This window comes from Stappia sp. ICDLI1TA098, from assembly GCF_054880955.1.
On sequence record NZ_JBTZBT010000005.1, the window covers coordinates 142,851 to 160,994 of the forward strand.

The 18,144-nt window shown below is 64.3% G+C and carries 19 protein-coding genes; 12 read left to right on the forward strand and 7 right to left on the reverse strand.

The genetic code is table 11. From position 1 onward, the window contains the following. Positions 1-3: 3 nt before the first annotated feature. From ACSLUQ_RS19970 to ACSLUQ_RS19995, 6 genes are all read right to left on the reverse strand, one after another. Complete coding sequence (locus ACSLUQ_RS19970; RefSeq protein WP_417773826.1) at positions 4-876, reverse strand: ABC transporter permease; 873 nt, start codon at positions 874-876, stop codon at positions 4-6. Further along, positions 876-1,904, reverse strand: a complete 1,029-nt coding sequence (locus ACSLUQ_RS19975; RefSeq protein ID WP_461809527.1) for an ABC transporter permease — start codon at positions 1,902-1,904, stop codon at positions 876-878. The genes ACSLUQ_RS19970 and ACSLUQ_RS19975 overlap by 1 nt, the downstream gene beginning before the upstream one ends. Positions 1,905-2,163: 259 nt before the next feature. Next, positions 2,164-4,056 carry a helix-turn-helix transcriptional regulator gene (locus tag ACSLUQ_RS19980; protein ID WP_461809528.1) on the reverse strand — a complete coding sequence of 631 codons (1,893 nt, stop codon included), beginning with the start codon at positions 4,054-4,056 and terminating at the stop codon, positions 2,164-2,166. A 67-nt stretch (positions 4,057-4,123) separates the two neighbouring features. Next, complete coding sequence (locus tag ACSLUQ_RS19985; RefSeq protein ID WP_461809529.1) at positions 4,124-4,741, reverse strand: tripartite tricarboxylate transporter permease; 618 nt, start codon at positions 4,739-4,741, stop codon at positions 4,124-4,126. Next, positions 4,681-5,037 (reverse strand): hypothetical protein, encoded by a 357-nt coding sequence (locus ACSLUQ_RS19990; protein ID WP_461809530.1) that lies wholly within the window; start codon positions 5,035-5,037, stop codon positions 4,681-4,683. The genes ACSLUQ_RS19985 and ACSLUQ_RS19990 overlap by 61 nt, the downstream gene beginning before the upstream one ends. A gap of 21 nt (positions 5,038-5,058) precedes the next feature. Next, positions 5,059-5,232 (reverse strand): hypothetical protein, encoded by a 174-nt coding sequence (locus ACSLUQ_RS19995; protein ID WP_461809531.1) that lies wholly within the window; start codon positions 5,230-5,232, stop codon positions 5,059-5,061. A 4-nt stretch (positions 5,233-5,236) separates the two neighbouring features. Here ACSLUQ_RS19995 and ACSLUQ_RS20000 point away from each other — a divergent pair, with 4 nt between their 5' ends. After that, positions 5,237-5,386, forward strand: a complete 150-nt coding sequence (locus ACSLUQ_RS20000; RefSeq protein WP_461809532.1) for a hypothetical protein — start codon at positions 5,237-5,239, stop codon at positions 5,384-5,386. 42 nt (positions 5,387-5,428) lie between these two features. On the opposite strand, the gene ACSLUQ_RS20005 is transcribed toward ACSLUQ_RS20000, so the two are convergent. Then, positions 5,429-6,208: an IclR family transcriptional regulator gene (locus tag ACSLUQ_RS20005; protein WP_461809533.1), complete on the reverse strand. Its 780-nt coding sequence runs from the start codon at positions 6,206-6,208 to the stop codon at positions 5,429-5,431. Positions 6,209-6,362: 154 nt separating this feature from the next. Between ACSLUQ_RS20005 and ACSLUQ_RS20010 the strand changes: the two genes are divergently transcribed. The 11 genes from ACSLUQ_RS20010 (at position 6,363) to ACSLUQ_RS20060 (ending at position 18,076) form a co-directional block, all read left to right on the forward strand. Continuing rightward, complete coding sequence (locus ACSLUQ_RS20010) at positions 6,363-7,901, forward strand: ABC transporter substrate-binding protein (protein ID WP_417773821.1); 1,539 nt, start codon at positions 6,363-6,365, stop codon at positions 7,899-7,901. 106 nt (positions 7,902-8,007) lie between these two features. Beyond that, positions 8,008-8,925, forward strand: coding sequence for an ABC transporter permease (locus tag ACSLUQ_RS20015; protein ID WP_461809534.1), 918 nt, complete (start codon positions 8,008-8,010; stop codon positions 8,923-8,925). Between the two features lie 3 nt (positions 8,926-8,928). Continuing rightward, complete coding sequence (locus tag ACSLUQ_RS20020; protein ID WP_417773819.1) at positions 8,929-9,813, forward strand: ABC transporter permease; 885 nt, start codon at positions 8,929-8,931, stop codon at positions 9,811-9,813. Continuing rightward, entirely contained in the window at positions 9,810-10,685 is an 876-nt protein-coding gene (locus ACSLUQ_RS20025; RefSeq protein ID WP_417773818.1) for an ABC transporter ATP-binding protein, read from the forward strand. The genes ACSLUQ_RS20020 and ACSLUQ_RS20025 overlap by 4 nt, the downstream gene beginning before the upstream one ends. After that, complete coding sequence (locus ACSLUQ_RS20030) at positions 10,682-11,482, forward strand: ATP-binding cassette domain-containing protein (RefSeq protein WP_417773817.1); 801 nt, start codon at positions 10,682-10,684, stop codon at positions 11,480-11,482. Before ACSLUQ_RS20025 ends, ACSLUQ_RS20030 begins: the two co-directional genes overlap by 4 nt. Positions 11,483-11,536: 54 nt before the next feature. Further along, positions 11,537-12,670, forward strand: coding sequence for an o-succinylbenzoate synthase (gene menC, locus ACSLUQ_RS20035; protein ID WP_461809535.1), 1,134 nt, complete (start codon positions 11,537-11,539; stop codon positions 12,668-12,670). 327 nt (positions 12,671-12,997) lie between these two features. Continuing rightward, the gene (locus tag ACSLUQ_RS20040) at positions 12,998-14,302 is read left to right on the forward strand and encodes an ABC transporter substrate-binding protein (RefSeq protein WP_461809536.1); all 1,305 of its coding nucleotides are present in this window, start codon (positions 12,998-13,000) and stop codon (positions 14,300-14,302) included. A 109-nt stretch (positions 14,303-14,411) separates the two neighbouring features. Continuing rightward, entirely contained in the window at positions 14,412-15,314 is a 903-nt protein-coding gene (locus tag ACSLUQ_RS20045) for a carbohydrate ABC transporter permease (RefSeq protein WP_417773814.1), read from the forward strand. Next, a complete protein-coding gene (locus ACSLUQ_RS20050; protein WP_461809537.1) occupies positions 15,314-16,198 on the forward strand; it encodes a carbohydrate ABC transporter permease in 885 nt (294 codons plus the stop codon). Before ACSLUQ_RS20045 ends, ACSLUQ_RS20050 begins: the two co-directional genes overlap by 1 nt. A gap of 22 nt (positions 16,199-16,220) precedes the next feature. Continuing rightward, entirely contained in the window at positions 16,221-17,291 is a 1,071-nt protein-coding gene (locus ACSLUQ_RS20055; protein WP_461809538.1) for an ABC transporter ATP-binding protein, read from the forward strand. Positions 17,292-17,308: 17 nt separating this feature from the next. Next, positions 17,309-18,076, forward strand: coding sequence for a DeoR/GlpR family DNA-binding transcription regulator (locus ACSLUQ_RS20060; protein WP_461809539.1), 768 nt, complete (start codon positions 17,309-17,311; stop codon positions 18,074-18,076). Positions 18,077-18,144: the final 68 nt, after the last annotated feature.

An 18,144-nucleotide genomic window follows, 5' to 3' on the forward strand; every position in this document is an offset into this window, starting at 1 on the left:
GGCTCAGACCTCCACGTCGAACATGTCGCGCAGGCCGTCGCCCAGCAGGTTGAAACCGAGCGTGGCATAGAAGATCGCGAAGCCCGGTCCGAGCACCTCCCACCACATTTCGGGAAGGAACTGGCGGCCGTCGGCGACCATCGAGCCGAGATCCGGCGTTGGCGGCTTCACCCCGAGACCGAGGAAGGAAAGCGTCGCGCCGAAGAGGATGACGAAGGCGGCGTCGAGCGTGGTCTTGACGGAGATCACCGAGACGCAGTTCGGCAGGATCTCGCGCGTCAGGATGTGCCAGTGGCTGGCGCCTGCAAGGCGCGAGGCCTCGACAAAATCCTCTGCCGCGACCGACTTCGCGACCCGGTAGACAAGGCGTGCATGCCAGGTCCACCACAGCAGGGTGATCGCGATCATCGCGTTGACCAGGTTCGGCTCCAGCACGTTGCCGATGGCAAGCGCCATGACCAGCGGCGGGATCGCCAGCATGACGTTGGTGAAGCCGGTGATCGTCTTCTCGATCCATCCGGTGAAATAGCCGGCGAGCAGGCCAAGGGCCGTGCCGACGGGAACCGCGATGCCGAGCACGCCGACGACGAGCAGCAGCGAGACGCGGAAGCCGAAGACAACGCGGGACAGGATGTCGCGACCGACCTTGTCGGCGCCGAGCAGGTAGGTCCAGTCCGGAGACGCGTGGCGGGCGCGGAAATTCACCACCGCGCCGGCGTGATCGGGAAAGGGGGCGATCAGCGGTGCGAAGATCGCGATCAGGATGACCGAGAGCACCATGAGCGCACCGATCACCGCGGCCGGATTCCGCGAGAAGCGGTACCAGGCCATGTAGCGCGGGGAGAGGGCTTCCTGACTGTCGTTGGCAAGCGCCATCAGCGTTCCTCCTTCAGGCGCAGGCGTGGGTCGAGCATGAGCAACATGAGGTCGATCAGGATGTTGGCGACAACGAAGAAGACGCCGGAAACGAGCACCACGGCCATCACAGCGTTGAGGTCCTTCTGGAGGATCGCCTCAAGCCCGTAGGACGCGAAACCGCCCCAGGAGAAGACCATCTCAACGACGAAGGCGTTGCCGATCAGCGATGCGAACTCGAGGCCGAGGATGGTGAGCGGGGCGATCGAGGAAAGCTTCAGCAGATAGCGGAAGACGATGACCCGGTCCGGCACGCCGAAGGACTTCAGCGTCAGCACATGGTCGCGACGCTGATGCTCGATCATGGCCGAACGGGTGATCCGGGTGATCTGGCCGATGCCGGACATGGCCAGCGCCAGAGCCGGGAAGAGGAGATGGCGCAGCGCGTCGACGAAGACATCCATGCGACCGGCCAGCAGCGAATCGATCAGCAGCAAACCTGTCGGCCCGTGCGGCACGGCAAGGTTCTGGTCGATGCGCCCCAGAAGCGGCCAGTCGGAAAGAAAGTGCGCGGCGAAGAGCTGGAGCAGGATCGCGAACAGGAAGCTCGGCATCGTCACGCCGACGATGGAGAAGAAGCGGCCCGAGTTGTCGATCCACGAATTGCGGTGCCGGGCGGTGACGACGCCGAGTGGTACGGCAATGGCGATCATGATGATCACCGTGACCAGGACCAGTTCCAGCGTCGCGGGAAGCAGGGAGGCGATCTCTCCGCTGACCGCCTTGCCGGAGATCAGCGATCGGCCGAGATCGCCATGCAGGCCGTTCCACAGATAGCTGGCATATTGCTCGATGATCGGTCGGTCGAGCCCCATGGAAAGCCGCATGGCATCGACCTGCTCCTGCGTGGCGCTCGGTCCCAGGGCGATGCGTGCGGGGTCGCCCGGCACGACGCGGGCGAGAATGAAGATCATCAGCGAGAGGACGAAGAGAACCCCGATGAAACCCAGGACTCTCTTCAAAAGCAGAAGCAGATAGCTCGATCCCATCGACTGTTCGCTCGTCTCCAGAGGGTCGGCGGCGCTGGGCGCTCGCGCTTTCAACCCATCTTGAAGGGGGATGCAGGCAGCACACAACAAGTCATACGAATAGGTTTTTTCATAATTGGTATAGGTTTTGTGCTCGCAAAACCACGCAGACCTATCCCGTTCCGACCGTGTGATCGGGAGCGTGCGGCCTGATCTCGGGACCGTTTCGGCCGTCTGATCTCGGGACCGTTTCGGCCGTCTTGGGGCTGATGCAAGAAGGTCAGGAAACCCAGCCGAGTGCCCGGGCGGCGGCGATCGCCTCGCCGCGCCGGCGGCACCCCATCTTGCGGTAGGCATTGGACAGGTGGAACTTCACCGTCACCTCTGAAATCCTCATCTGGCGGGCCACGAACTTGTTGGTGCCGCCCTCGGCAACGAGCCTCAGCACGCGGAGTTCCTGCCGCGTCAACGGCGTGCGCTCCGCATCGCCCCCGGAAAGCCGTGCCTTCAACTGGCGAGCGGCCGTGCGCCGTTCGGAGGACGACATGACATGCGAGGCGATTCGCTTGTCGCCGATCAGGGTCTCGAACAGGCCGGCATCGCCGAGCAGATGGGCGTGGATGCCGAGCTGGGCGACCGATTCCAGAACGTTGGCGAGTTGGCGTCGCGCTGTGGAAATGTCCCGATCCAGACGGGCGAGGTATGCCGCCCAGAGCTGAAGCCGGCCGCGGTTGCGCTCGCCAACATTGTCGTTGCGCAGCAGGGCGGCAATCTGGTCGCGCAGCAGCGGCCGGTTGGGCACCTGCTCGATCAGATGGCGCAGCCAGCCCATCGCCAGATCGATCTCCATCGGGTCCACGAGCCGGGTGAGCGCCTCTTCCGCGCTTTCGATCCATGTCAGGTTGATGCGCGACTGGACGGACATCATCCTGTCTGCCGCGTTCTGCCAGCGCCGCGCCCGCTGCAGAACGTCGACCTCGCGCATGGTGATGGCGAGATTGAAGCGGCGCGAGCGCCATTCCTGCACACGCCATCGGTCGAGGAAGGTGAGGGCGGCGCCAAGCCCTATCTGTTCCAGCAGGAGCTGACTGCCGGCCGCCAGCGCCGGTTCGACGATGCTCGGCCAGATCTCGCCATAGGCGAACTGGTCGAACTCCTCGTTGATGAACCGCAGCAGCGCGCTTGTGTCGCCGTCCTCGAAGGCAATGATCGCCTCGATCATGGTGAGTAGGCGCCAGTCGGCTGGTGTCTCGAAGGTGACCCGCTCAAGCGCGGCGCGGGCACCCGTGAGCGCCGAGGACGCATCGCGCATGCGACCGCGCTGAAGCGCGACCAGGCTTCTGTGCAGCTCGACATAAAAGACCAGCAGATGGGCTTCCGCCAGACGGTAGTGGTGCTGCGCCCGGTTCGCCAGCTCCTCGGCGAGGGCGAGTTCATGCCGGTCGATCGCGCAGGTCAGCATCGCGTTGTAGAAGCCGCCGCGATGCAGGTGGTCGTCGACAGCGAGTTCGCCGAGCAACGCGAACAGCCGCTGACGCATCTGCTGGGATATCGGCGCGTCCTCGTAGATTGCCATGACGAAGCGGAAGACGCGCAGACTTGCGGGAAAAGCCTTGCTGAACGTACCGGTTTCCAGCGACAGGAAACCCGAGCCGAAGCGTTCGCCCATCATGTGCTGCGCGCGGCTGATGTTGCCGGACTTGAGCGCGTGCATGGCCGACGCGGCGATCAGCACCTCGTTCTCGGTCACCATTTCAGGGGGGAAGCCGTTCAGGATCTCGAGACAGATGTCGAGGCCGTAAAGGTGGATGAAGTAGAACCCGCCGACCTTGCGAAAGAGGGCCGCCGCCTCCTCGTACTCGCCGACGGCCTGGAAAGCGCGGATCGTCGTGAGCACGGCGGGCAAGTCACGTATCTCGACGCCCTCCGCGCTGTTGCCGTCGAAAACGGAGAGCAGAAGAGCCTTTTGCTGGGGCGAGGGGATCGTCAGCTGCCCGGTCGCTCGGTTCACCCGCACCGTGCCGGGGAGACAGCGTGCCAGGCTGAGGGACAGCGGCTGACCGGCGTCCGGCAAGCCTGTGTCGTCGGCGCGGCAGACGCGTTCGAGCAGATCGCGCTCCGCCTCCGGCAGCAGGGCAAGCAATTCGCCGATCATTGCTGCCGCTGTCGTCATGTGCCCCTGTCGCGTCCTTCGTTTCGTGCTGGCGCGACCCCGGGAGTAGTCCTCGAACGGACCTTTATCAAGACAGGGTGCCGGAGCCGTCCTTTGTCCGGGCGCGGCCTCGCCGGGACTTGACCAGCGGCCAGACGATCAGCGCCAGCGTTGCGAGCGCGAGGACGGCGGAGATCGGCTGCGTGACGATGGGTGTCCAGTCGCCCCGGCTGAGAAGCAGGGCGCGGCGGATGTTCTGCTCGGCCATCGGCCCGAGGATGAGGCCGAGGATGATCGGGGCGAGCGGCACCTCGACCTTTTCGAGGACGTAGCCGACCAGTCCAGCCGTGAGCATCACCCAGAGATCGACGGTCCGACCGTTGATCACATAGACGCCAACGGCCATGAGCACCAGGATCGCCGGCACGAGAAGAACGCCGCGCCGCCGCTGAACCTGCGCGAAGACGCGGGTTGCCGCCGCGCCGCCGACGAAGAAGATCGACACCGAGGTGATGAGCATCTGCACCATGAACCCGCCGACAAGGCTGGGGCTCTGGTTGAAGAGCTGCGGCCCCGGCTGGAGCCCTTGGATTATCAACGTGCCAAGGACAAGGGCGGCGATCACATTGCCGGGGATGCCAAGGGTCACGGCGGGGCCCATCGAGGCGGCGTTGTCGGCGTTGTTGCCGCATTCCGCCGCCGCCACGCCTTCCACGCGTCCCGTGCCGAAGCTTTCCGGATCCTTGTCGGCGACCTCGGCCAGCTGGAGCACCGGCGCAGCGCGTAGAGGCCGAGGAGAATGACAATCAGGTCGAGACCCGAAAGCAGCCACGGTTCGCCGAAGGTGTAACGCGGGATGCCGTCGTTGCCGTAGGTGTACTTCCCCGGGTTGTCCGCCAGCGCGGCAAGAAACGCGGCGCCCGCCTTGGCCGGGAAGTCAGGCTTGACGCACAGCGTGTAGACCGTCTCCGAGGTGGAGGCGACGGGGGTGAAGCTGTTCATGTCATAGGCGACGGGCTGAACCTACGGGACCGTCGTGATCGGGCTGTTCCAGGTCACCAGCAGCTTGTAGCTGTCCGGCTTGGCCGACATGAACCACGTCACGCCCGCCGAGCCGCCGCCACCGGCGATGTTCATGATGGCGATGGAGGCGTCCAGTTCCTTCTCGAGCAGCTTGGCGAGCTTGCGGGCGGACACATCCGTGCCGCCGCCGGCAGGAGCCGGGACGACCATCTCGATGGCGCGGTTGGGGTATGAGGGGCTTCTGTCCTCCGCGCGCGACGCCTTCGATGATGCGGCCGCGGTCGAGCGCCTCTACGGTCTGTCCACATCGCGCAGCGCCGCCGGCTGACAAGCGCGGCTTTGAACGATCAGCGGTGGCCGGCCGAGGTGGCTATTGCTGCGTGAAGTTCGAGGAGATGGCGCGGGCGGTTTCGGTGATTGCCGGGACGAGTTCGGTCTCGACCCGCTCCGGCGTCCAGTCTGGCATGTAAACTGGAATGCTGATCGCGGCGATGGCCTGTCGGTTCGGCCCGATCACCGGTGCGGCGACCACGATCTCCTGCAGAAGCAATTGCTGGACTGAAATGACATAGCCGCATCGACGTGCCTTCTCCACCCGGCCGCGCACCTCGTCGGGGTTGCGGCAGGTGAAGGCGGTGACAGGATCCGGCATGCCGTTTGCGAGGAGCCGGTCCAGCACGCTGTCTTTTGAAAACGCGGCAATGGCCTGTCCCACGGCTGTGACGACGGCCGGCTGACGCACGCCGATCAGCATGTTGTCGAAGGCGATGGCCGTGTGCGGAATGCGCGCCTTGTAGACCACCTCGCAGCCGTCGAGGATGCCGAGATTGACGGTGGTGTTGAGGCTGCGGCTCGCCTCCAGCATGCGCGGCATCGCCCGTTCGAGCAGCCTGTCGTGGATGAGATAGGCATACGCCAGGTCCAGCATCTTCAGGCCGGGCGCGTAACGACGGGTCTTTTCGTCCCTGTCGAGGTAGCCGAGCGCGTGAAGCGTGTAGGTCAGCCGCTGGGCGGCACTCTTCTCCAGCCCCGTGCGTTGCGTGATTTCGGTCAGGCTCAGCCCCTCGTGGGTTCCACGAAAGACCTGCAGAACCCGAAGTCCCTTCTCAAGGGTAGCGGATAGCACCTGTGGACGGTCGGGTTCGGACATCAGATCGATCTTCTCCAGCAAATCCTGATCTCAGCGTCTCTGTGCTCTTGACAGGAGGCAAGGCTATCAAATTAAATAGTACCCATCAATATCAAATAATGATAATCGCAAGCGAAAAGCGATGATGTTGTCTGACTGAAAAGGGGAATTGCAGATGATGATCCTGAGGAAGAATGCCGGCCTGTTGCTTGCCGGTGTGCTGATGACACTTTCCATGCCGGCGTTGGCCGGTCCGGATGACAACAGCCTGACGTGGTCCGGGGCCAAGGAGGTCGCGGCCGTCGATCCTTACTATGACACCTCCCGCGAGGCGATCGTGCTTGCCCAGCACGTCTACGACGGTCTGGTCTACTGGAATCAGGAGACCGAGACGTTCGAGCCGCTGCTTGCCAAGTCCTTCCGGCAGGTCGACCCGACCACCTGGGAATTCGAGCTGCGCGATGACGTCAAGTTCCACGACGGCAGCAGCTTTGGCCCCGAGGATGTCGTCTATACGTTCAACTTCATCACGGATCAGGCGAACGGCGTTCTCAACTACGGCGATATTCGCTGGCTGAAGGGGGCCGAGCAGACGGGCGACCATACGATCCGCCTGCATCTCAACGAGCCGTTCCCGGCGATTCTCTCCAATCTTGCACTTGTGTTGCCGATCCTGCCCGCGGGGCACTTCGACGCCGCCGAGACCGCCTCGGACGGCTCCAAGCGCTATGCCGCCGTCAAGCCGGTCGGTACCGGTCCTTATAGGGTCGCCGAGCTCAGCCAGGGCGATACGGTGGTGATGGAGGTCAATCCGGACTACTTCGCCGACAGCCCCAAGGGCACCCCGAAGATCGAGACCATCACCTACCGCACCGTCTCCGACGCTTCGGCCCAGGTGGCCGAGCTGATGACGGGCGGCATCGACTGGATCTGGGGATTGAGCAACGATCAGGCGGCAGCCCTTGCCGCGGCGCCGCAGATCACCTCGGTCAACGCGCCGACCATGCGCATCAGCTACCTGACCTTCGACCTGAAGGGCACCAGCGGTACCGATGCCTTCACCAAGCTCGACGTGCGCCGCGCGGTTGCGCATGCCATCGACCGCGGCCGCATCGCCAAGTTCCTGATGGGCGAGAACAGCGAGGTCGTGAACGCTGCCTGTCATCCGGTCCAGTTCGGCTGCACCAATGACGTCATGTCCTATGACTACTCGCCGGAGAAGGCGAAGGAGCTCCTGGAAAAGGCCGGCTATTCCGGCGACATCGAGGTCAACATGGTTGGCTATCGTGACCGTGAGGTCACCGAGGCGATCATGGGCGATCTGAGCAAGGTCGGTATCAAGTCCAACCTGCGCTGGATGAAATACGCCGCCGCGCGCGAGCTCATCGTTGACGGCAAGGCCCAGGTCGCAAACATGACGTGGGGCTCGTCCTCTATTCCCGACGTGTCGGCGATCACCAGCTACTTCTTCGGCGGCGGCCCGGACGATCCCGCCAACGACGAGCAGGTTCAGGCGTCGATCCGCAAGGGCGATCTCTCGTCCGATCCGGATGAGCGTCGCGCGGCCTACAAGGAAGCGCTGCAGCGCATCGCCGAGGAGGTCTACTGGCTGCCGCTCTTCACCTACACCAAGAACTACAGCTTCAATTCGCAGCTCGATTTCGCCCCGACGGCGGATGAGCTGCCGAAGTTCTACGCCACAAGCTGGAAGTGACCGCACGGGCGGGCGGGGCGATGCCCCGTCCGCCCGACGTCCTTTGCGCGTCTCCGTTCGCCGTCCGTATGCGACGGGCGGTTGCCCCCGATATCTGGAAAGCTTCATGCTTCGCTTCACCCTGAAGAGGCTGGTCATCGCGCTGCTGGTGGCGCTGACCGTCTCCGCCTTCAGCTTCGGGCTCATGTTCGCCTCGGGCGATCCGGCGGTCGCCATCGCCGGCGAGGGCGCGACCCAGGCCGACATCGACGTTGTTCGGCAGCGCTTCGGCTTCGATCGGCCGATCCTCGTGCAATATGGCAGCTGGATGGCCAGAGCCGTTTCCGGCGATTTCGGCGACAGCTTCTATTTCAGCAAGCCTGTGGTCGATCTGCTGGCCGAGCGACTGCCGGCGACCGCGACACTTGCCGCGCTCGCGATTACGCTTGCCGTTGTCATGGCGATCCCGCTTGGAATGCTCGCGGCCGTCTTTCAAAACCGTTTTCCCGACCGTCTGGCCTTGGCCATCGGCACCATCGGGCAGGCGACGCCGAGCTTCTGGCTGGCGTTGATGTTCATCTGGTTCTTCGCGGTGAAACTCCATCTTCTGCCTGTTTCCGGGTCGAAGACGCTGGCCCACTTCGTGCTGCCGGCTGTTGTGCTCGGCTATTATGCCGTGCCCTCGATGCTGCGCCTGTGCCGTGCCGGCATGATCGAAGCGTTGCAGTCGGATTATGTGCGAACCGCCCGGGCCAAGGGGCTGCTGCCCAACCAGGTGCTCTTCGGCCATGCCATCCGCAACGCGGTGCTGCCGGTGATCAGCGTCGCGGCGGTGGAGTTCGGTTTCATTCTCGGCGGCTCGGTCGTCGTGGAAAGCGTCTTCAGCATCAAGGGCGTTGGCCTGCTTGCCTGGGAGAGCATCGCCCGCAACGACTTTCCCACGATCCAGGCGATCATCCTGCTCTACGCCATGATCTACGTGTGGCTGACATTCCTGGCGGACATCGTGAACGCCTGGCTCGACCCGCGCATCCGAGTGAGCTGACCCATGACAGACACAGCCATCTCCCCCGGGCTCTCGCCGCGCCAGATCCTGCTGCGCCGGGCCCGTAGTCACCCCGGCCTGGTTATCGGCGGCACGATCATCGCCCTTCTTGTCTTCGTTGCGCTCGCTGCGCCGCTGCTCGCGCCCTACGATCCCAACGCTCAGGACCTGGCCAGCCGCATGGTGCCGCCGGTCTGGGCGGAGAACGGAAGCTGGGCACATGTGTTCGGCACCGACGCGCTCGGCCGCGACTATCTTTCGCGCATTCTCTACGGAGCGCGGGTTTCTCTGCTGATCGGACTGTGCGCCGCCATCGGCTCCGGGCTCATCGGCACGACGCTGGGGCTCGTGGCCGGATACTATGGCGGCAAGGTCGACGCGGTGGTGACATTCGCCATCTCGACGCGGCTGGCGTTGCCCGTGGTGCTCGTGGCGCTTGCCATCGTTTCGATCTACGGCGGCCGTCTATGGATCGTCATCGCGGTGCTGAGCCTCCTGCTCTGGGATCGTTTCGCGGTCGTCATCCGCGCGGCGACCATGCAGCTGCGCTCGCGCGAGTTCGTCACTGCCGCCCTTGCCATGGGCAGCAGCACCCCGCGCATTCTCCTTGTCGAGCTGCTGCCCAATCTGCTCGGACCTCTGCTCGTCGTTGCCTCGCTGGAGGTCGGCCACGCGATCCTGCTTGAATCGGCGTTGTCCTTCCTCGGTCTGGGCGTGCAGCCGCCAACTCCCTCTTGGGGACTGATGGTGGCGGAGAGCAAGGGCATGGTGTTCTTCGACGCAAGGCTGATCGCCCTGCCGGGTGCCGCCATCGCCATCACCGTTCTCGCAGTGAACCTGATCGGCGACGGCCTGCGCGATGTTCTCTCGCCGGAGGGCCGGGCATGAGCGGGCAGGATGCCAAGGCGGATCCGGTGCTCCGTGTCCGCAACCTCAACGTCACCATCCCGACCCACGACGGCGAGCTGCCGGCGGTGCGTGGCGTCGACATCACCGTGGAGCGCGGACGCACGCTCGGCATTGTCGGTGAAAGCGGATCGGGCAAGTCGATCACCTCGCTGGCGATCATGCGGCTGCTCAATTCCCGCATCCGCGTCGAGGCGGACGAGATGCGTCTTGCCGGGCTCGACCTTTCCGGCCTCGGGGAGCGGGAGATGGCCGATGTCCGCGGCGACCGGCTGTCGATGATCTTCCAGGAGCCGATGACGGCGCTGAACCCGGTGCTGACCGTTGGCCGGCAGTTGCGCGAAACTTATCTCAGGCACCGTTCCGCCTCGCGGCGCGAGGCGGAGGAGCGCGCGGTTTCGCTGCTCGAGCGGGTCGGCATTCCACAGGCGGCCGACCGGCTCAGGGTCTATCCGCATCAGCTTTCCGGCGGTCTGCGCCAGCGTGTCATGATCGCCATGGCGCTGATGTGCGAGCCGGAGATGATCATTGCCGACGAGCCGACCACGGCGCTCGACGTGACCGTGCAGGCGCAGATCCTGGAATTGCTCGCCGATCTCCAGAAGGAGCGGGGACTGGCCATGATCTTCATCAGCCATGACATCGGCGTTGTCTCTCACATCGCCCACGAAGTGCAGGTGATGCACGGCGGGCGCACGGTGGAGCGCGGCGAGGTGAACGAGCTCCTGTCGCATCCAACGCATCCCTACACGCGCGCGCTTCTGTCCGCGGTGCCGCGCCGCGGCATGCGGTGGGGGCGTGACACGCTTGGCGCGGTCACCTGGGACGAGAACGGCGAGGGAGCGGAATCATGAGGGAAGCCCTTATCCAGGTGCAGAACGTTTCGCGTGTCTTTCCGCTCGACAGCGGCCTGTTCGCACCGGCGCGAACCCTGAAGGCGCTCGACGACGTTTCGTTCGACCTACGACGTGGCGAAGTGCTGGCAGTGGTCGGAGAGTCCGGCAGCGGCAAGAGCACGCTGTCGCGTATCCTGCTCGGCCTCGACCGGCCGACCGAGGGGCAGGTGCTGGTCGAGGGGACACCCGTGACCCGGATACCGCGTCGGAAGCTCGCACAGAAGGTGCAGCCGGTTTTCCAGGATCCCTATTCCTCGCTGAACCCGCACATGACCGTGCGCCGCATCATCGAGGCGCCGTTGGTCATCAACCGTTCGGCCGGAGCGGCGGAGCGGCGGCAGCGGGTGAAGGATCTGCTCGACATCCTGCGCATGCCGCAACGCATGATGGACGCCTATCCGAGCCAGATGTCGGGCGGCCAGCGGCAGCGTGTCGCCATCGCCCGCGCTCTGATCTCACGGCCGGAGATCGTGATCTGCGACGAACCGACCTCGGCGCTTGACGTCTCCGTCCAGGCACAGGTGCTGAACCTGCTGATGGAACTCAAGGCGGAGTTCGATCTCACCTATCTCTTCATCTCTCACGATCTCGCCGTCGTCGAATACATCGCCGACCGGGTCGCGGTCATGCAGGGTGGCCGGCTGTTGGAATTGGCTGGCGTCGACGAGATCTTCTCCGCACCGAAGACGGACTATACGCGCCGGCTGCTCGCCTCGGCCCTGACCGTACCGAGCCTCGCCGGCCCCGCAGGCTGAACGCTCCCTTCGCTCTCCCGCCCCTTTCCGGAATACCCAGTCCTCGAGGAAACGATGACAACGACACCTTCCGCCGGCACGCGTGCGCCCCTTCGCATCGACAGCGCGTCGCTGCGCCTTGTGAACCTTCCGCTGATCACGCCCTTCACGGTCTCCAACAGCACGGCCTATGACAAGACCTTCCCGCTGCTGGTCCTTCGCAGCGGTGATCTCGAGGGCATCGCCGAGGGCGTCGTCGATCCGCATCCCGACTATCTGGACGAGACCATCTCCGGGTCGCTCGGCTGCCTGCGCGACACGCTGCTGCCGCTTGTCGTCGGCAAGAGCTTCGAGAACCCGACAGCGCTGGAAGCCGTGCTGCGGCCCTGGCGCGGTCACTACATGACCAAGGCGCTGATCGAGATGGCGTTCTGGGACCTGTGGGCCAAGTCCCTCGACCTGCCGCTGAAGAGCGTCCTCGGCGGCACCGGCGACGCCGTCGATGTCGGCGTGTCACTCGGCATCGACGGCATTGCCGAGACGGTCGAAAAGGCACGCGATCACGATGCGCTCGGCTACAAGCGGGTGAAGCTGAAGATCATGCCGGGCCACGACGTCGAACTGGTCGCGGCCGTGCGCAAGGCGCTTCCGCGCGCCAAGTTGAGTGTCGACGCCAACACAGCCTATACGCTCGCCGACCTGAGGCACCTGAAGAAGCTCGACGCCTTTGGTCTCGAGTATATCGAGCAGCCGCTGGCCTACGACGATCTCAACGATCATGCCTTCCTGCAGCGTCATATCGAGACGCCGGTCTGCCTCGACGAGAGCATTCGCACCGCCGAGCAGGCGCGCAAGGCGATGGAGATGGATGCGACGCGGGTCGTCAACATCAAGGTCGGTCGCGTCGGCGGCTATCTGGAATCGCGCCGCATCCACGATCTGGCCGCGGCCTGGGGCGTGCCGGTGTGGTGCGGCGGCATGCTGGAATCCGGCATTGGCCGGGCGCACAACATCCATCTCTCGACCTTGCCGAACTTCCGCAAGCCGGGCGATACCTCAAGCTCGAGCCGCTATTTCACCAAGGATATCGTCAACGAGCCGCTGGAGGCGCGCGACGGGCGCATGCCGGTGCCGCAGGGGCCCGGAATTGGCGTGACCCTCGATCATGCCTTCCTCGCGACAGTGACGTCGATGTCCGAGGAGTTCTGATCGAGCAAGGCCCCATCGCAAGCTCGACCGGCCCCGCCCGCGGTTCGCACCGCTGGCGGGGCTTTTTTGTTCGCGTCAGATGGGAAGAGGGGGCATTCGTCACAAAACTGTTTTGGAAGTTGACGATATTGAAATCCGAATTCGTCAACTCCTTCACATGAAGGCCCGCAGCCGACTGCGGCGAAACCATCTCATAGGGGTGAGATTTCGCTGAAGTCGCTGAATTAAAGTGCTTTCTCTGCCTTTTCCCTGGGCGCAGAGGCGGTGCTGTGTGGCCTGTACATGCGTGGTCTTGCGAATTTCCACAAGCTCATGGAGGTCTCTCGCATGAAATCCACAAATTCCGGCATTTCCCGCCGCCATCTCCTCGCGCTCGGCGCGGCAGCTCCTCTCGCCGGCATGATGTCGGGCGTGATCCGCCCGGCCATGGCCGCTGGCAAGACCAAGCTCCAGTTCATGTACCCGGTCGGCGTTTCCGGCGATATCAACAAGATCATCTCCGGCATGATCGCCAACTTCAATGCCGAGCACCCGGACATCGAGGTCGAGGCTGTCTATGCCGGCAGCTACGACAACACCGAGCAAAAGGTGATCACCAGCCTGGGCGTCGGCGAGCCTCCCGCACTTTGGCTGCCGATCAATTCCGCGCTCCAGACCTTCCTCGGCCTCGACGCGCTTGAGGATGTCACGGACCTGGCCAAGGGCGACGACATCTATCAGGATTTCCTGCCGGGGTTCCTGAACACCTGCGTGTCCGACGATCGCCTCTACGGTCTGCCGTTCCAGCCCTCCACACCGGTGCTCTACTACAACAAGGACGCCTTCCGTGCGGCCGGCATCACCAAGGCGCCGGACACCTGGGATGAGCTTCTCGAGACCGCCAAGGCGCTCGCCATCCGCGAGAACGGCGAGCTCAAGCGCTGGGGCCTGATCATCGGCGGCGGCTGGCACGACTGGATGTTCGAGTGCTACTGCCGTCAGAACGAGCTTGTGCCGTGGCAGAAGGACAAGGTCCTGTTCGACCGTCCCGAGGCGATCGATGCGCTTGAGTTCTGGGTGAAGATGGTCGAGGCAGGCGTCATGGCGCCCGCGTCCACCTGGCAGGGCTCGGCCAACGACTTCATGGCCGGCAGCACGGCGATGCTCTACCACTCGACGGGCTCGCTGACCAACCTGCGCACGTCGGCGCCGTTCGACGTGGGTGTGGCCTTCATGCCGAAGAACAAGACCTACGGCGCTGCCCAGGGCGGCGGTCCGCTCATGATCGCCAAGAACCAGACCGACGCCCAGAAGGAAGCCAGCTGGACCTTTGCCCGCTGGATGACCAACACCCAGAACCAGGCGTCCTGGAGCAAGGCAACCGGTTACCTCGCGGTGCGCAAGTCCTCCTGGGAATCCGAAGAGATGCAGAGCTATCTGCAGGAGGTTCCGGCTGCCAAGGTGGCCCTCGACCAGGCCGCCTATGCCGGCGCATTCCTCCAGGTCCCGGGCTACCACCGTGTGCGCGAGTATCTGAAGAGCGCGCTGGACCGCACGCTTGCCGGCGAGATCAAGCCGGATGTGGCGCTGAAGGAAGCCGCCGCCAGCTCCAACCGCGAGATCGAGCGCATCCTGCGTCGCCAGAAGGGCTGACTTGCCTTCACCTCGCCGATAGTGGCGCGGGCTCTCGCGAGCCCGCGTCCGTCTCCCGTTTGCGGGGCCCGAGCCCTGATGGCTCCCGCCCGACCCGAGGACACCCGCCATGACGCCAGGCGTCGCCCGCGCGCGCCGGAACGAAGCGCTTCTTGCCTACGCGCTGCTCTTTCCCTCGCTCGTCTTTCTCGGCCTCTTCACCTATTGGCCGATCATGCGCTCCTTCTGGTTCAGCCTGCACGACGTGATGCTCGGCGATCCGCGGATGTTCTGGATGGGGGCGGAGAACTATGTGCGGCTTCTCGACGACGGGTTGTTCTGGAAGGTCTTCGCCAACACCGCCTTCTACACGCTGACGACGATACCCCTGTCCATCGCCGTCGCGCTGCTTCTGGCGGTGGCGCTCGACAGCAAGCTGCGCGGCATGGCGGTCTACCGCTCCGCCTTCTTCTACCCGGTGATGATCCCCTCGGTCGCCGCCGGCATGGTCTGGGTGTTCCTCTATGCGCCGGGCTACGGACCGGTGAACGAGGCGCTGACCGCGATCGGCCTGCCGCGTCTCGACTGGCTCTACGACAGCAAGTGGGCGCTGCCGGCCATCGTCCTGATGAGCATCTGGAAATACTCCGGGTACTTCATGTTGATCCTGCTGGCCGCGCTCAAGCTGGTGCCCTCTGATCTCTACGAGGCCGCGCGCCTCGATGGGGTGAGCGCGCCGCAACAGCTCCTGCACATCACCATTCCACTTATCTCGCCGACGCTTTACTTCGTCATCGTGATCGGCCTGCTGCACAGCTACCAGATCTTCGACTACGTCTATGTGATGACGCAGGGCGGTCCCGCCGACGCGACCAATGTTCTGACCTTCTACATCTACCAGAACGGCTTCCAGTATCAGGACATCGGCTACGCCTCGACGCTGGCGAACACGCTGCTCGTCTTCGTGCTGGGACTGATCGGCATCGTCGCCGCGACACTCGGCCGGCGCGTGCACTACATGGGAGAACGCTGATGACCGCGACCCCGCTTGTCGCGCCCTCGGCAAAGGCCGACGTCGCGCCACGCCGCCCTTCGGCAATGAAGCGCTTTCGGCAAGGCTGGCTCCATCTGGTCATGATCCCGGTCGCGATCCTCTGGTTGAGCCCGCTGGCATGGATCGTCCTTACCTCGCTGAAGACCCGGTCGGAGGTTTTCGACCCCGAGGCCGGGTTCCTTCCCGCTGTCCTCAACTTCGCCAACTATCCGGCAACGCTCGCCGTGGCCCCCTTTGGCACCTATCTCGTCAACTCGGTCATTGTCACGGGCTCCATCCTGGCAGCCCAGCTGGTGACGATCACGCTGGCCGCCTATGCCTTCGCGCGACTCGAGTTTCCCTTCAAGAGGGTGCTCTTCACCCTGTTCCTGCTGCAGGTGATGTTCCCGATCTATGCGATCTTCCTGACAAATTTCGTCACGCTGCGGGAAATCGGGCTCATCAACACCCTGCCGGCGATGATCGTGCCCTTTGTGGCCTCGGGCTATGGCACCTTCATGCTGCGCCAGTCATTCCGTCAGGTTCCCTCGGAGCTTTCGGATGCTGCCCGGCTCGACGGGTGTGGTCATTTCGGCATTCTGTGGCACGTGTACCTGCCGCTGGTGCAGCCGACGCTGATCGCCTTTGGCATCATCTCCGTCGTAACGCACTGGAACGACTACATGTGGCCGCTGCTGGTCACCAACTCCGACAGCGTGCGCACCTTGCCCATCGGGCTTGGGCTGCTTGCCAAGTCGGACAGCGGCGCGGACTGGACCCGACTGATGGCCGGCACGACCATCGTCGTCTCGCCGCTGCTGCTCCTCTTCGTGATCTTCCAGCGCCGATTCATCGACAGCTTCATGCATACCGGCGTCAAGTGATGCCCCATCCGGAGTCCGTTTCATGGCCACCGTCACGTTGCAGAACGTCTGCAAGTCCTACGGCAACCGAAAGACCGTCCACGACGTCAACCTGACCATCGAGGACAGGGAATTCATGGTGCTCGTCGGCCCGTCCGGCTGCGGCAAGTCGACCACGCTGCGTATGGTCGCCGGGCTTGAGGACATCACCTCGGGCCGGCTCCTGATCGACGGGCGCGACGTCACCGAGGCGGCGCCGCAAAAGCGCGACATCGCCATGGTGTTCCAGTCCTATGCGCTCTACCCGCACATGACGGCCTGGCGGAACATGGCCTTCGGTCTGATGAAGACGACGCGGCTTTCGAAGTCCGAGATCGACAAGCGGATCCAGGAAGCAGCGGAGATCTTGAATATCACGGACCTTCTCGACCGCAGACCGAAGGAACTCTCCGGCGGAGAGCGCCAGCGCGTCGCCATCGGGCGGGCACTGGTGCGCCAGCCCAAGGTGTTTCTCTTCGATGAGCCGCTGTCCAACCTCGACGCCAAGCTGCGCAATCGCATGCGCAGCGAGTTGAAGCGCCTGCATCAGGAACTGGGTCTGACGGTGATCTATGTGACCCACGACCAGATCGAGGCCATGACGCTCGGCAGCCGTGTGGCGATGATGTCCGAGGGCGCGCTCCAGCAGGTCGGCGCGCCGATGGAGATCTACATGCAGCCGGCCAACACTTTCGTCGCGACCTTCATCGGCTCACCCGAGATGGGGCTTGTTCCCTGCCGCAGCGAGAAGGGGGGCGCGCTGCATCACGTCGCCTTCGGCGCGCCGCTGGCGTTTGGCGGGGCCAAGCTTCCCGACGACGTCATTCTCGGCATTCGGCCCGAGGAGGTGCGTTTCACCCGCGAACGCGGCATGGCGCGCGCCCGGGTGGAGAGCACCGAGTTGATTGGCGCGGAAGCGGTCGTCGAGGTGATGCTGGGCCAGGACCGGATAACGGTGCGCAGTGCCGTCTCCGACGCGCCGGAACCGGGCTGCGATGTCGGCCTCGACTTCGATCTTGCCCGCGCCAGGCTCTTTCATGCCGGCACGGGACAGGCTATCGACCTCAGGGGATAGGCTGGAGGAGCGAGGTCATGGCGACCACCGCGAGACAGAACCAGATCCTCTCGCTGCTGAAGGTGAGAGGCAAGGCGGCTATTTCGGAGCTCGCCGAACATCTCGAGGTTTCGGACGAGACCGTCCGTCGGGACCTGAAGGGGCTTTCGGCAGACGGGCTTGTGGAGAAGTTTCACGGCGGCGTGCGCTTGTCGCTTCCGCGTACCGAACCGCCCTTCGAGCGCCGACTGCGCGAGGCAACCGATGCCAAGCGCCTGATTGCCGCGCGCGCCGCCGCCTTCATTCGCGAGGGCGCGACCGTGCTGCTCGACAACAGCTCGACCGCCTGTTTCCTGGCGCGCGAACTTGTTCACCGTGAACCGATGACGGTTCTGACGATCTCCCTGGAGATCGCGCAGATCTTTGCCGCCGCCGCAACCCGACACCGGGTCATCCTGCCCGCCGGCGAGTTGCGCGCCGAGGATCGCACGATCACGGGAAACAGCACGATCGAGTTCTTGTCGGACTTCACTCCGAGCTATTTCGTCATGTCTGTGGTGGCGGGGTCGGATCGCGGGTGCCAGGACTTCGACTTGTTCGAGGCGGAATTCAAGCGGGCGATGATGCCGCGCGCCGACCAGACGATGTTGCTGATGGACAGCAGCAAGTTCGGCAAGTCCGGCCTGATACACGTTTGCGACTGGTCGAGGGTCGACGTGCTTGTCGCCGACGCGGTGCCGCTGGAAGTGGCGACCAATTTCGAGCACGGGCATCTGTTGCTGGCGGACGGCAGCGGAGAGGGGTGACCCCTCTCCGCCGTGGCGCACGTGGCACCGGATCTTGGTGCCCGATCCGGTCGATGGGGCTGGGCGCC